Genomic DNA, 13,773 nt, shown 5'->3' with positions numbered 1-13,773 from the left:
TCAGGCAGGCGGCGGCGAGGCGCAGGCGGCGCAGGCATCCGTCACCGCCTTTTCCGGGAAAGCCTTCAACGCGATGAGCGTGAGCACGGAAGCGCCCATCAGATACCACGCCGGCACCATTGGATCACCGGTCCGGTTGATGAGCCACGTCACCAGGAACGGCGAAAATCCGCCGAACAGGACCACCCCAAAGCTGTAGATCACCGACAGTCCGGCCGCGCGCCGGTGGGCGGGAAACGCCTCCATCATCAGCACCGAGGCGGCGCCGGCGTTGTTCACCGCGAGCGCCACGTAAGCCGTGATGATCACGAGCGACGCGAGGTTGCCCGCGCCGTGGGTTAGCGCCCAGAACGCGGGCCAGGCCACTGCCAGCGACGCCGCGAGCGATACGTATTGCAGCGTCTTGCGGCTCGCAAAACGGTCGGCCGCGAGTGCGATCAGCGGCGTCACCACGAGAATCACGACACCGGACAGACAGGCCGTGAGAAGGCTGATAGTCGGCGGCCTGTGCAATGTGCGGACCAGATAGGCCGGCATGTAGAACACGGTGACGTAAATGCTCACCGAAGGCGCCGCCATCATCAGCAGGCCGCAGACGAGCGGGCGCGTGTGCTCCGCGAACAGACGCCGCGGGCTGAGCCGCGTGCGCTGCTGCGGCGCGGCCGCCGGCATGCGGCGCCGCAGGTACCAGCCGACCGGGCCGATCAGCCCGCCCAGCACGAACGGAATGCGCCAGCCCCATGCCTGCATGGCGGCGGGCGACAGCAGCGCCGTGGTGCTCGCCCCCACCAGCGCGGCGGCGAAAGCGGCCGCGCCCTGGCTCGCGCCGCGCCAGCTCACCATGAAGCAGCGGTGCCGGTAGCCGGCCGACTCCATTAGCGACGCCGACGCCGGGCCGATCTCGCCGCCTGCCGCAAGCCCTTGCATCAGGCGCGCGAGCACCATCAGCACGGGCGCTGCCGGCCCGATCGACGCGTAACCCGGCAGGCATGCGATCAGCCATGTGCCGAGCGTCATCAAGGTGAGTGATACCGTGAGGCCGGCTTTGCGGCCCCGGCTGTCGGCAATGTGGCCGATCATGATCGCGCCGAGCGGGCGCATGACGAAGCCCGCGCCGAAGGTGGCGAGCGAGAGCAACAGCGACGACGCGGGATCGTGCGACGGGAAGAACAGATTGCCGATCGCAACGGCCGAAAAGCTATAGACGGTGAAGTCGTAAGCAACGAAACCATTGCCGATCACGATGGCAGTGACGATACGTCCGAGTTCGGCGCGCGACAGTGGAGCCGCATTGCTGGCAGCGGTGTGCATGAGTTGCAGTTGATAATTCGTCGAGTTATTCGGGAAGCTGGCGAAGAAAATGAAGCGCTTGTTTTATCGGCCCGACAGGACGCAACTTTACGGCATGACGCCAGTTCTTCCAGATCTCCGGTCCTCCACGCACTGACGCGCGGCCTCGCGGCGTGGCTCACGACGCGGTAGCGGCCATGTCTCACGCTGCTACACTTGCGCAACGCCAAGCTGCAAAAGACACCCTATTACACGCTCCAACCCATGCTTCGATTCGAAAACCTCAGCAAGCGCTACAGCGAGCGCCTCATCTTTCAGGAGCTGCATGACGACATTGCGTCCGGATGCGTAGCGTTAAACGATGAATCCGGCAGCGGCAAGTCGACACTCATAGGCATCCTCGCAGGCATGATCGAGCCCGACGCCGGCGAGGTGTGGCTCGGCGGTCATTCGCTGCGCACCGCACCGCTTGCCGCGAAATCCGTGCTCACCTACGTGCCCGAAGACTGCATGACCTATCCGGATCAAACCGGCCGCGAGTACTTGCGCAACGTGGCAGCGGCGAGAAACACCGCGGTGAGCAACACCACCCTGGAACTTGCGGACCGCTTCGGTCTAACGCCGCATCTCGACAAACGGTTCGAACAGATGTCGTTCGGCACGCGCAAGAAGATTTTCCTGACCGCAGCCGTGCTCGGCGAGACCCGGGTCCTGCTTGCGGACGAACCCGTCGGCGGACTCGACGCCGCTGCACGCGCCGTACTGGTCGACCTGTTCAAGACTCTCGCGCAAACGCGCACGGTGTTTTTCTCGAGCTACGACACAGTCTTTACCGACGCGTGCGAAGCGCGCAGCGTGAGTTTCGCCGACCTCGGCGGGCGCGGCTAAGACGCGCCTGCATGCGACCACGCCACCGTGTCGCGCCGCGATCAAAGCGATCGGAGCCGGCAAGCGGGTCTGCATGCGGGTCTGCATGCGCGCTCGCGGATTTCTCTAACGCACGCACAACGCCGCACGCGCAACACTCAAACCGCGACGCAAATCTTCCCGAAGTGCGCCCCGGATGCCTCGTGCGCGAACGCCTCGCCGAGCTTCTCCAGAGCGAACGTGCTATCGATCACCGGTTTGATGCCGGTCGTTTCGAGCGCGCGGATCATATCGCGCTGATCCTGGCGGCTGCCGACGATCAAGCCTTGCAGGCGCTGCTGCCTCGCCATCAACGCCGCGGTGGGCACCGGCCCCGCCCGTCCGGTCAGCACACCGATCAGCGCAATATGACCGCCGATCCGGCAAGCGGTGATCGACTGCGGCAAAGTCCCCGGGCCGCCGACTTCGATCACGTGATCGACACCTCGCCCGCCGGTCAGCGAGCGGACCTGCTTGCCCCATTCCGGATTGTCGCGATAGTTGATCGTATGGTCGGCACCCAGCGCGCGCAGGCGAACCAGCTTCTCATCCGACGAAGACGTGGCAATCACCGAAGCCCCCATCGCTTTGGCTATCTGCAAGGCGAAAATCGACACGCCGCCCGTGCCGAGCACGAGCACCGTGTCGCCGGCCTTCAACTGACCGTCCACGACGAGCGCGCGCCATGCGGTCAGCCCGGCGGTAGTCAACGTGGCGGACTCCGCATGGCTATAGCCGCGCGGCGCATGCGTGAAGTAGCGGCTCGGCAGCACAACGGCTTCGCGCGCATAGCCGTCCACGCCGTCGCCCGGCGTGGTCGTGAAATCAGCAGTGGCGGGCGGCCCGTTTTCCCAGAAAGGGAAGAAGCACGACACCACATGATCGCCCGCCTTGAATTCCGAAACGCCCGCGCCGACTGCTTCGACCACACCCGCGCCGTCCGCCATCGGAATCCGCCCTGCTTCAGCCGGCAAATTGCCGCTCACCACGCCGTAATCGTGAAAGTTCAGGGAGTTCGCGTGAATGCGCACGCGAATCTGGCCCGCCCCGGGTTGACCGGGGTCGGCAATATCGACAACCTGAAGATTGGCTACAGTGGCGGGCGACCCGATTTTGACGGCTTTCATGCGTTCGTTCCTCTGTGAGTTGCGCTGGCGCGTGACGCGCCGGCGCGAGTGACTCGCAAAAGAATACCGCAAGCACGCTGCGCACGTGCTCGCGTGCGCAGGCGCCAGCGCGATAGCCGCGCTCATGCGTTCATTTGACGGTCTGAATGACCTCGAACCCTTCGAACTCCGGATGCCCGAGATAGAGCACACGATTGTCTCCACCGGCATTGCGATGCGCGGCGCGAAACGCCTCGGATTTCGTCCACGCCTCGAAAGACGCGTAGTCCTTCCAGATGGTATGGCTGGAATACAGAACGTGATCTTCCTTCTGCGGTCCCTTCAGCAGATGAAATTCCACGAAACCCGGCACCTCTTTCAGGTGTGTATCGCGCGTGGTCCAGAGATGCTCGAAAGCGGTTTCGGATCCGGGCGTCACTTTGAAACGGTTCATGGCAATGTACATGCTGAAGCCTCTTTGCAATCACGATAGGTCTCGCGGACTTTTGATTATATGCCCGTCATTCTTCCTACTCATGTGACGACTGCGAGACAGCAGAATGCGCCCGCGTTCAGGCCGCTTTGTCCTGCGCGACCTGTTCGAGCCAGAGTCGGCTGTCGGGAAACCAGAATGCATCCGGCCGCGGCGGCGACACGAGTTTCACCGGCAGCGACGGGTTGAATATTCTGGACCACGCCGACAGATACGAAGGCGTCTTCACGAGATACCCGCAACGCGATAGCAGGAGACTGGAGACCAGCGCTTCGCGGCCGATGTCGAGCCCAGGATAGCCGCTGAAATGCACCGGCGTATTTCCGCTCGCGAGCAATTTCGCGGGAGCCACCTTGACCGGCTTGCGAAACGGCCAGGCAACGAAGAAGTCGAGAAACGCCTGTTCGTCGCTTGAAACGAAAACGTTGCTCAGGTGCGGGTTTTCCGCGAGCGTCGTTTCTATGTGGCGGCAGAAATCGCCCCACGAAACCGGGATTGCTTCCAGCGTTTTGTCCGTGCCTCTGAAATGCGCACCGAGCGTCGACGTGCCAATTTCGAGTTGCTGGCAGATCGCGTCGACTTCGTCCTGAATGTGGCCGGCGGGCCGGTAATGCGCGAAGAATAGCTCGCTGGCGCTCGTGAGTTGAAGCCGCGCCTCATAGCGTTGACGAAATCCTAGCTGGACCAGGTCACGAACCGTCGATTTTCTCACCCTGTGCGTCAGCAACGCCGTAGCCTCGCCATGCATGGAATCAAAGAAGGCCGAGAACCAGTCGATCTTTCCTTCAGGGTCGCCGTAGAGCCCACCGCGAGCACTGATGGACGGCGTCAGACATTTTTCGTCGCAGTACATCAGGATAAACAGGACCATCTGCATCACGGAGAAGAAACCAGAGTTCTCCTGAATTTCGATGGCAAAAATGCCCCTGTTCAAACGCTGTGTAGCATGAAGTGAAATGCGACGCGGTGTGGCCACGGAATGCTTGAACCCCTCGCTGCGCCGGATCTTTTTCGCCCGATCGACCACTTTTCTCAGCATGCCCGGCTCCTAATGGAATCTAGGTATTCTTTGAAATCGTCCGCGTCTGTGCACGATGAAAGTCACGACGCCCGAGCATAACATCTCAAAACTTCGGGTCGAGTAAGTTCGGCTCGACTTGGTGAGCTACCGCACAAAGGCTCGGTAAGACTTCCCGCGAGATGAGGCGCTCGCCTGACGCAACGCTTCGGCAACGCGCTCCAGCACGCCGCTCCAGTCACCTCGTCGCGTCTGCGTGAAAAGCCGCACGCTCGCATACCGGGGGCTGTCGTCACGATCGCGCAACCAGCGCCAGCAGCCGGCAAAGCGGTTGAGCAGCCACACCGGCTTGCCCATTGCCGCCGCCAGATGCGCGAGCCGCAATGAGGGCGGACAAATGTAGCCGACACGCGCGAACCGTTCGAGCGCCAACGGCAGGTAGCGCACGAACTGTAGGACCGTTCCGAAACGGCCGATCACGCCTCGCGTTTTATCGCTTCTCCAGTTTCACCACCGTCAGCGCCCCGTCCACCTCTTCAGCGACGAAGTCGATTCTGTCACCAGGCTTGACCTGCGAGAGCATTGCCGAATCCTTCACTTTGAACACCATGGTCATCGCATCCATGCCGAGGTTTTCCAAAGGACCATGTTTGATGGTCAGCTTACCGGCAGCCGCATCCACTTTCCTGATCTCGCCATGCGACATGCCGGCCTTCGCCTGGCCTCCCGCTTGAGCGCCATCCGCGGCCGCTGCCGCGTGGCTCGCCTCATCCGCCGCATATGCCGAAACGGGAACCGTCACCATGCAAGCCATCGCCATCGCCATCGAAACTAATACGTTCTTCATCTCACACTCTCCTTAGTTCATCACAATCTGCACGACATCAATCGTCCGGCAATTCGCCGGTGTATTCGTAAGCCACCGTTCCTTTGGGATGCCTGAACCAGCCCGGATCGCGGTAGTCGTCGCGCCCTAGCCCCTCGCGCACTTTCACGACCGTGAACATGCCACCCATTTCGAGCGCACCGAATGGCCCGGTGCCGGTCATCATCGGCAGCGTGTTGTCGGGCAGCGGCATCTCCATCGCGCCCATCGAGCCGCCTGTGCTGCCCATCGCCATATAGTCGGGCACCAGCCGGTTGATGCGTTTGGCCAGGTCTTTCTGCGGCACGCCGATCATGTTCGGAACCTGATGCCCCATCGCGTTCATCGTGTGATGCGACTTGTGGCAATGGAACGCCCAGTCGCCCGGACGATTCGCCGTGAACTCGATGGCGCGCATCTGCCCGACCGCGACATCGGCCGTCACCTCGGGCCAGCGCGCGGAAGGCGGAATCCAGCCGCCGTCCGTGCCCACCACTTCGAAGTGATAGCCGTGCAGATGAACCGGATGATTGGTCATCGTCAGATTGCCGACGCGAATCCGCACGCGATCGCCCGCGCGCACCGGCAACGAATCGATACCCGGAAACACGCGCGCGTTCCATGTCCACATATTGAAGTCGGTCATCTCGTTCACGCGCGGCGTGAAGCTGCCCGGATCGATATCGTAGGCCGACATGATGAACGCGAAGTCGCGGTCCACCGGCATCGCGCCGGGATCTTTCGGATGAACGATGAACAGGCCCATCATGCCCATCGCCATCTGCACCATCTCGTCGGCGTGCGGGTGATACATGAAGGTGCCGTGCCTCTCGAGACCGAATTCATAGACGAAGGTCTTGCCTGGCGGAATGTGCGGCTGCGTGAGCCCGCCCACGCCATCCATACCGCACGGCAGCAGCATGCCGTGCCAGTGGACCGTGGTGTGCTCCGGCAGCCGGTTGGTCACGAAAATGCGCACCTTGTCGCCTTCAACGGCCTCGATGGTCGGCCCCGGCGCCTGGCCGTTGTAACCCCACAGGTTCGCGTTCATGCCCGGCGCCAACTCGCGCACCACCGGCTCGGCGATCAGATGAAACTCCTTCCAGCCGTTTTTCATGCGCCACGGCAGCGACCATCCGTTGAGTGTGGCGACCGGCGTGTACGGCCGGCCATTCGACGGCGCGCGCGGTGCCTGCATCGCGGCCGAGGCCATGCTGGGCGCTTCGGGCAGCGACGCGGCGCCAGCCTTGCTGACCAGCGCGGCGCCTAACAAAGCGGCTCCCGAGCCGCCGATAAAATGTCGACGTGACACCATGTCATTGACCTTCCAATTCAGTGGACGACGCCGGCTGCGTCGTGGAGGCGAGCGGCGTCGCGCTCGTAGCAACTGGCAGACGGCCGCCGAGCGCCTGTTGCAAATCGGTTTGCGCGAGCCAGAAGTCCTTCAGCGCATCGATTGCGCTATTCACCGCGCCGATCTGCTCGCGCGAATCGGCGAGCAGTTCGAACACGCTGACCAGCATGCCGTTGTAGCGAAGCAGCAGTTCATCGGAGATGGTTTTGCGGACCGGCACGACTTCGTCGCGATAGTGCTTCGCGAGGTCGTAGCCGGACACATAGGCCGAATACGATTCGCGCACTTCGGAGCGCGCGTTGATCGCGGTCTCGGCGACACGATTCGCCGACTGCAGATAGATCGCTTCGGCTCGCGCCACTTTGGCGCTGCCCCAGTCGAACAGCGGGATCTCGACGCTGATCTCATAGCCCTGCTGGCGGCCGTCTGAAGTCGTGAAATTGTTCTGATAGCCGACATCCAGCACGTTGATGAAACGCGTCGCTTTGCTCAAGCCGAGTGCGCTGGCGACACTTTGCGTTTGCAGCTTCGCGGCCTGAATGTCGAGCCGGTTCTGCATCGCGAAGGTTTCCAGATCGTGCAACTCGGGGCGCGTGGCAGGCAGATCGGGCAGGCGCTCAGGCAGCGTGTACTGTGCCTGGGAACCCCAGAGTCCCATCGCGCGAGTGAGCTTTTCTCGCGCGGACACTGACTGCTGTCGCGCTCTTCCTACCTGCGCCATCGCTTCAGCGTAAAAGGCCTGCTCGCGCGCGTAATCGAGCTTGCTGAAATGGCCGGCCTGCTGCATGCGCGAAGCGAGTTCGGCGCCGGCCTCGGCCGCGTCCTTCACCTGCTCCGCGTACATCGCCGATTGCCCTGCGGCGACTGCGAGGATATAGGCGCGCCGGGCGTCGGCTGCGACTTTGAGCATGGCGTCCGCGGTGAGCAGGCGAGTCTGCTCGAAACGGCGGCTCTCGATGCGCGTCACCAGCGGCATGGTCAGTACCCTCAGCATGCCGAGCGTGAAAGTGCGGCTGATACTCAGGTCATCGCCACCGTGCGTGCGGCTGAACGAAAAGCCGGGATTCGGCAGGCGTCCTGCCTGAACGAGGTCCGCTTCGGCAATGCCGAGTTCGCCGTACGACGCCTGCAGGCCACGGTTGTTCAGGAGCGCGATCTGGAGCGCGTCGTCCATGCTGAGCGGTGTGGCGAGCAACGCTTGCGTGCGGCTTGCTACGGTGTTTCGGTCGTCATCCGTTTTTATCAACACGGCGTCTTTGCCGATCCGCGCGGAGGCCACCGTCGACACGGTGTCGAACCCGCCGTCCTTTGAAAACGTCGTGCAGCCGGCGAGCCATGACACGGCAATGGCGATGGAAACAGCGCCGGCGGAAGGAAGCAGGCGCGGCCTCATTTTGCTGCCTCCGCGTGGTGAGCACCGTGGCCGTCGCCTTCGGCATCTGTGACGCCCGAGTGCATCGAAGCGTGGCGCTTTCCAGCGCCATCGGCTGGATCGGTCACTGCGCGATTGAGCGCCTGCCAACCTGGTGACGGCTGGTCGCGGTGCGGCCGATAGCCGGCCAATGCAGATGGCACCTCGAGCGCAGGCACGGATGCCGCGGCATTCGCCGGGTCGGGAAATAGGGGCGCGGCGAACGCGAGCGCCGGCAGACATGCCGCCGCGCCGAGCAGCGCCGCAATGAACATTCGCATGGATAGTCTCGTCGTAGTCCGCCTCGACGGACGACACACGGCCGCCATCGAGACAAAATGGAACACCGCAGCACAGGGCTGCGAAAGATCTAGACGAGAGAGGTTCGGGGAGGCCGTTCGACGCCGTCAGTCAGAAACGACACGACACGCACGGCGGGAGGCAGGGGAACAGCAAAATGAACCGCGTTAGCGGACAGGGACACGACCGGCGTGATGGGCAACGCGCCGCCGAAACAGCAGGACGCGCAGGCGGAGCACGCATGCGCGTGATGCTCGCTGCCCCCGCCGTCGTGATGCTGAAGATGAGTACCGGCGATATTGTCGGCCTGATCGGCCATCATGCCGGCTTGATCGTGATGCTGGGCCATTGGCCCCCTATGCTCGTCGTGCGCAGACATCTCTTCACCCATGAAATGCGAGGGCTCGCATTTCATGGAGACGGCCGCGAACGACTGAACCGGGAGGCTCAGCACGAGCAGCAACACGACGAAGAATTTGCGCCAGCAAGACATGGGAACGGAGTCTAGCATGCGGTTCTGGAAAATCGTAAGGCAGGGACGACGTCGCGCGCACGCTTTTGGTGCAGTGATTTCCCTTCAGCCAGTCACAAAAAAAGAGGCTTGACCTTACCGCCGTGGGAAGGTCCACGCTCGAGCCATGACTTCTTATTGGAGGTAGGACATGGAATTCAACATCCCGGACATGTCGTGCGGCGGATGCGCCAACGCCATCACGCGTGCTGTCACGAGTCTCGACCCGGCTGCCCGGCTCGATGTCGATGTGCCCGTTAAAATCGTCAAGGTCACGTCGACGCTGGCGCCCGAGCAATTCATCGAGGCCATCGAGGCGGCGGGATTTCATCCGTCACTGAAAGCCTGATAGGCTGATCGCCCAATCGCTCGATCGCCGGACCAGATCGACGCCGGATAGCCGCCGGGAACGCGGTGGGAGCACACGCGCCCACTTCCGCTTTCCGGTAGCAGCGTCGATCGGGACAACTTTTTCCCAACGGAAATCTACTATGAAAAACCTTCGCGCCTTTCGTGCTCTCTGCCTGTTAGGCGGCTTTGCGTTTGCCGTTGCGGCCGCGCCCGTCCATGCCCAGCAACCGGCGTCCATGCCCGGCATGGATATGTCCGGTTCAGCCGGCGGCAAGTCGACGCAAGCCTTCAAAGCCGCCGACGACAAAATGATGCAGGACATGAGCGCCGACTACACCGGCGACGCCGATAAGGACTTTGTCGCTCACATGATTCCGCATCATCAGGGCGCGATCGAAATGGCGCAGGTCGAATTGAAATACGGCAAGGATCCGGAACTGAAGCGGCTGGCGAGCAACATCATCAAGGCACAGCACGATGAGATCGCGTTCATGAAAAAATGGCAGGCGAAGCATGGCGTGAAATGAGCGCACGGAGTATTGGCGCCTTCACATCGGGTTGCCGCTAAAGGGTTCGCTGTAGCAATCTACCGCGCTCGCGCCGGCGGCACCCGCCGCGGCACTCGCCATCTCGCCCCGGCTCTTTCTCCACCCCGCTGGCGGCATCCCGAACTCCCGCTTGAAAGCGCGATTGAAGGCCGCCTCCGACTCATACCCCACCTGATCCGCCACCTCCGCCACCGACTTCGTCCCGCCGCGCAACTCCTGCGCGGCGACCTGCAAACGCCAGTGGGCGAGATACTGCATTGGCGGCTGACCGAGCAACTGCGTAAACCGCTGCGCCAGCGCGGAGCGTGACAACCCCGCCATTCGGGCAAGCTCATCCACGGTCCACGCATGCGCCGGCTGCGTATGCATCATGGCCAGCACCCGGCCGACAAACCTGTCCCCCACACCCGCGAGCCAGCCCTTTCGATCGGCCGGCAGCGCGTCGATGCAGCGCCGCACCGCCTCCACGAAGAGCAGCTCCGATAGCCGCGCAAGCACGAGCGCACTGCCTACGCGCCACTCCGCCGCCTCGGCCGTGGCGAACCGCAAAGAAGATTCAAGCCACGCGGACTGCGGATCATTGCGCATGTCGACCTTGAAGAGGCGAGGCAACGCGGACAGCACCGGGTTGCTCAACGTGTCGTCGCAAGCGAGAAAGCCGCACACCAGACGCGTACTGTCGCCGCCGCCGCCATAGTTGAGCGTCATCAACTGCCCCGGCGAATTGCGCAACTGACTCTCGAGCAGTTCGGCAGTCGGTCCGGGCGTGACGTCGAGTGAACTGCCCAGCAGATGCGATTCGCCTTGCGGAACGACGAGCAGTTCGCCGGCATTGACGTAAATGGCGGACTCGGGATCGTCCGCGAGTGCCGCCCAGCAGCTTCCCTCGGTGATCAGATGATAGGAGACGACACGTTCGGCTCGTGGCAGGTAACTGCCGCACAGCGCTGCGTCCGCCTGGCCGAACAGACACCAGGGCGCAGTGAAGTGGCCGTTTAGATACACCGCGCCGCCCAGGCGAACGAGGCGAAGAACGTTGGAGAGAGCATCCATGGATGTGTGCCCATGAACTTCGGCGTCCTGCGCAAAAGATCTGGACGCCTGGTCATTCATCGATTCAACACGCGTAACGATACTAGCACCCATGCGAATTCCTTACAACGATGCTAAGGAATCTTGAATGTATCGAATACTTAAACGCAATTAAGGAGGCGCCCCATGAATTCATAGCGACGCTGAAAGCCTTCGCGCAACGAGATCAACTTGCATTGCACAAAAAAATTTTCAGGAGCATTTCCATGTCACAAGTCCAGTCTTCTTCGCAAACCTCCGCATTTGCCGATGTCAAAGCGCGCCAGCACGTCGCGTGGGAAACGGGCAACTATGCGGTCGTCGGCACGACGCTGCAGATCGTCGGCGAAAACCTGTGCGAGGCGCTCGATCTGCGCGCCGGCACCAGCGTGCTCGATGTCGCGGCGGGCAACGGCAACGCCACGCTTGCCGCTGCACGCCGCTGGTGCGACGTCACCTCGACCGACTATGTCTCCTCGCTGCTCGAAGCGGGGAAGGCTCGGGCGCGAGCGGAAGGTCTCACCGCGGTGCGGTTTCGCGAAGCGGACGCCGAAGCGCTGCCCTACGCCGACGCCTCGTTCGATGCCGTCATCTCGACCTTCGGCGTCATGTTCACGCCGAATCAGGAGAGGGCGGCAAGCGAGTTGGCGCGGGTGTGCAAGCCGGGCGGCAAAATCGGCCTTGCGAACTGGACGCCCGAGAGCTTCATCGGGCAGGTGTTCAAAACGATCGGCAAGTATCTGCCCCCGCCGCCCGGCCTCAAGTCGCCCGCGTTGTGGGGCACCAGGGCGCGGCTCGACGAGCTCTTTCACGGGAGCGCGAAGCCCGTCGCTGCAAAGAGCCGTGAATTCACGTTCCGTTACCGCTCACCGGCGCATTGGATCGAGGTATTCCGGACATATTACGGCCCGGTCAACAAGGCATTCGCCGCGATGGATGCCGAACGGCAGGCCGCCTTCCAGCTCGACCTGATGACGCTGCTGGCAAACGGCAACCGTTCCGGCGACGAGACACTCGTGTTGCCCAGCGAGTATCTCGAGGTCGTCATGGAGCGGCTGTGAACGGGATCAGCCGCGCACTGGCCGGCGCGGCGGTCTACACCCTCAATCGATGGCCAACGCTCAGCGTGGTCGGCCTGCGGTGTGTCACGGTGGCTTTCGGCCTGCCGCTTTTTTCGTCCGTGTGCTTCTTCGGCCTTCGGTTCGTTCTCGCCAGCATCGGGCTGATGTCTTAGGCTTCGCCATTTCATCCAACCCGTTTTTCCGGCTTCGTGCTTTCCAGACGAAGCCGGACTTTCGCACTCTGGACACCTGAGCGGCGAATCGGCGCGCTCGCGCCGGCCGCCTCACCTTTCCTGCGGCACCCGCACCCACCCTTCCATCAACACGCGCGCGCTGCGGCTCATGATCGCCTTCTTGACCGTCCACTCGCCGCCGCTCTCGCTCGCCTCGGCACCCACCCGCAAGGTCCCCGACGGATGCCCGAAGCGTACCGACTGCTTCGCCCCGCCGCCTGCCGCGAGATTCACCAGCGTGCCGGAAATCGCCGCCGCCGTGCCGATCGCGACCGCGGCCGTGCCCATCATTGCGTGATGCAGCTTGCCCATCGACATCGCCCGCACCAGCAGATCGACATCGCCCGCCCCAATGCGCTTGCCGCTCGACGCCACATAGTCGGCCGGCTTCGCGACGAACGCGACCTTCGGCGTATGCTGGCGCGTCGCGATCTCGTCGAGATGCTTGATCAGTCCCATGCGCAGCGCGCCGTGCGCGCGAATGGTCTCGAACATCGCCAGCGCTTTTGCGTCGCTATTGATGGCGTCCTGCAACTCCGTACCCTTGTAGCCGATCGATTCCGCATCCACGAAGATGGTCGGAATGCCCGCGTTGATCATGGTCGCCTTCAACGTGCCGACACCCGGCACTTCGAGGTCGTCCACGAGATTGCCGGTCGGGAACATCGAACCGCCCGCGCCCTCTTCTTCCGCAGCCGGATCCATGAATTCGAGTTGCACTTCGGCAGCCGGAAACGTGACGCCGTCGAGTTCGAAATCGCCGGTTTCCTGCACGGCGCCATCGGTCATCGGCACATGACCGATGATCGTCTTGCCGATATTGGCCTGCCAGATGCGCACGGTCGCCACGCCGTCGCGCGGAATCCGGCTCGGGTCGACAAGACCCGCGCTGATCGCGAACGGTCCCACGGCGGCCGACAGATTGCCGCAATTGCCACTCCAGTCCACGAACGCCTTGTCGATCGACACCTGCCCGAACAGGTAATCCACGTCGTGATCCGGCCGGCTGCTTTTGGCGATGATCACCGTCTTGCTGGTGCTCGAGGTCGCGCCGCCCATGCCGTCGATCTGCTTGCCGTACGGGTCGGGGCTGCCGATCACGCGCATGAGCAGCGCATCACGCGCGGCGCCCGGCACCTGAGCGGCCTCGGGCAGGTCCTGCAAGCGGAAGAACACACCTTTGCTGGTGCCGCCGCGCATGTAGGTGGCGGCAATCTTGATCTGGGGTTGGTGGGCCATGAAAGTCGTGTCCTGA

At 62.9% G+C, this 13,773-nt stretch carries 16 protein-coding genes and 1 pseudogene; 6 read left to right on the top strand and 11 right to left on the bottom strand.

Features of this window, described 5'->3' with window-relative positions:
- Positions 1-1,311: an MFS transporter gene (locus tag P0D68_RS21220; RefSeq protein WP_408299512.1), complete on the bottom strand. Its 1,311-nt coding sequence runs from the start codon at positions 1,309-1,311 to the stop codon at positions 1-3.
- A 243-nt stretch (positions 1,312-1,554) separates the two neighbouring features.
- Here P0D68_RS21220 and P0D68_RS21215 point away from each other — a divergent pair, with 243 nt between their 5' ends.
- Positions 1,555-2,178: an ABC transporter ATP-binding protein gene (locus P0D68_RS21215; protein WP_408299510.1), complete on the top strand. Its 624-nt coding sequence runs from the start codon at positions 1,555-1,557 to the stop codon at positions 2,176-2,178.
- A 137-nt stretch (positions 2,179-2,315) separates the two neighbouring features.
- On the opposite strand, the gene P0D68_RS21210 is transcribed toward P0D68_RS21215, so the two are convergent.
- From P0D68_RS21210 to P0D68_RS21175, 8 genes and pseudogenes are all read right to left on the bottom strand, one after another.
- Positions 2,316-3,323, bottom strand: a complete 1,008-nt coding sequence (locus P0D68_RS21210; protein WP_408299508.1) for a zinc-dependent alcohol dehydrogenase family protein — start codon at positions 3,321-3,323, stop codon at positions 2,316-2,318.
- Positions 3,324-3,453: 130 nt separating this feature from the next.
- Complete coding sequence (gene hmuQ, locus P0D68_RS21205) at positions 3,454-3,768, bottom strand: heme-degrading protein HmuQ (protein WP_091803019.1); 315 nt, start codon at positions 3,766-3,768, stop codon at positions 3,454-3,456.
- 106 nt (positions 3,769-3,874) lie between these two features.
- On the bottom strand, positions 3,875-4,834 hold the full coding sequence (locus P0D68_RS21200) for an O-fucosyltransferase family protein (protein ID WP_408299506.1): 960 nt from the start codon (positions 4,832-4,834) through the stop codon (positions 3,875-3,877).
- 126 nt (positions 4,835-4,960) lie between these two features.
- Positions 4,961-5,191, bottom strand: a pseudogene (locus P0D68_RS21195) (tetratricopeptide repeat protein); the annotation flags it as partial.
- A gap of 112 nt (positions 5,192-5,303) precedes the next feature.
- Positions 5,304-5,660, bottom strand: coding sequence for a copper-binding protein (locus P0D68_RS21190; RefSeq protein ID WP_408299504.1), 357 nt, complete (start codon positions 5,658-5,660; stop codon positions 5,304-5,306).
- A 37-nt stretch (positions 5,661-5,697) separates the two neighbouring features.
- Entirely contained in the window at positions 5,698-6,993 is a 1,296-nt protein-coding gene (locus P0D68_RS21185; RefSeq protein ID WP_408299502.1) for a multicopper oxidase family protein, read from the bottom strand.
- Position 6,994: 1 nt separating this feature from the next.
- Entirely contained in the window at positions 6,995-8,425 is a 1,431-nt protein-coding gene (locus tag P0D68_RS21180; protein ID WP_408186967.1) for a TolC family protein, read from the bottom strand.
- A complete protein-coding gene (locus P0D68_RS21175; RefSeq protein WP_408299500.1) occupies positions 8,422-8,724 on the bottom strand; it encodes a hypothetical protein in 303 nt (100 codons plus the stop codon). Before P0D68_RS21175 ends, P0D68_RS21180 begins: the two co-directional genes overlap by 4 nt.
- A 260-nt stretch (positions 8,725-8,984) precedes the next feature.
- Here P0D68_RS21175 and P0D68_RS21170 point away from each other — a divergent pair, with 260 nt between their 5' ends.
- The 3 genes from P0D68_RS21170 (at position 8,985) to copM (ending at position 10,132) form a co-directional block, all read left to right on the top strand.
- Positions 8,985-9,251: a hypothetical protein gene (locus P0D68_RS21170; protein WP_408299498.1), complete on the top strand. Its 267-nt coding sequence runs from the start codon at positions 8,985-8,987 to the stop codon at positions 9,249-9,251.
- Between the two features lie 154 nt (positions 9,252-9,405).
- On the top strand, positions 9,406-9,603 hold the full coding sequence (locus tag P0D68_RS21165) for a heavy-metal-associated domain-containing protein (protein WP_408299496.1): 198 nt from the start codon (positions 9,406-9,408) through the stop codon (positions 9,601-9,603).
- 142 nt (positions 9,604-9,745) lie between these two features.
- Complete coding sequence (gene copM / locus P0D68_RS21160) at positions 9,746-10,132, top strand: CopM family metallochaperone (protein WP_408186992.1); 387 nt, start codon at positions 9,746-9,748, stop codon at positions 10,130-10,132.
- A gap of 21 nt (positions 10,133-10,153) precedes the next feature.
- Here copM and P0D68_RS21155 read toward each other — a convergent pair whose 3' ends face one another.
- Positions 10,154-11,206 carry an AraC family transcriptional regulator gene (locus P0D68_RS21155; RefSeq protein ID WP_091803041.1) on the bottom strand — a complete coding sequence of 351 codons (1,053 nt, stop codon included), beginning with the start codon at positions 11,204-11,206 and terminating at the stop codon, positions 10,154-10,156.
- Positions 11,207-11,451: 245 nt separating this feature from the next.
- Here P0D68_RS21155 and P0D68_RS21150 point away from each other — a divergent pair, with 245 nt between their 5' ends.
- Together P0D68_RS21150 and P0D68_RS21145 are read left to right on the top strand one after the other, a co-directional pair.
- Positions 11,452-12,285, top strand: a complete 834-nt coding sequence (locus P0D68_RS21150; protein WP_408299494.1) for a class I SAM-dependent methyltransferase — start codon at positions 11,452-11,454, stop codon at positions 12,283-12,285.
- Positions 12,282-12,458: a hypothetical protein gene (locus P0D68_RS21145; RefSeq protein ID WP_177205116.1), complete on the top strand. Its 177-nt coding sequence runs from the start codon at positions 12,282-12,284 to the stop codon at positions 12,456-12,458. The genes P0D68_RS21150 and P0D68_RS21145 overlap by 4 nt, the downstream gene beginning before the upstream one ends.
- Positions 12,459-12,569: 111 nt before the next feature.
- Here the strand turns inward: P0D68_RS21145 and prpF are convergent, their stop codons facing one another.
- A complete protein-coding gene (gene prpF, locus P0D68_RS21140; RefSeq protein ID WP_408299492.1) occupies positions 12,570-13,757 on the bottom strand; it encodes a 2-methylaconitate cis-trans isomerase PrpF in 1,188 nt (395 codons plus the stop codon).
- Between the last annotated feature and the right edge of the window lie 16 nt (positions 13,758-13,773).

This window comes from Paraburkholderia sp. RL17-380-BIE-A (assembly GCF_046028085.1).
Lineage (GTDB): Bacteria > Pseudomonadota > Gammaproteobacteria > Burkholderiales > Burkholderiaceae > Paraburkholderia.
The sequence above is the reverse complement of the archived record's forward strand: the minus strand, read 5'-3'. Positions and strand labels throughout refer to the sequence as shown.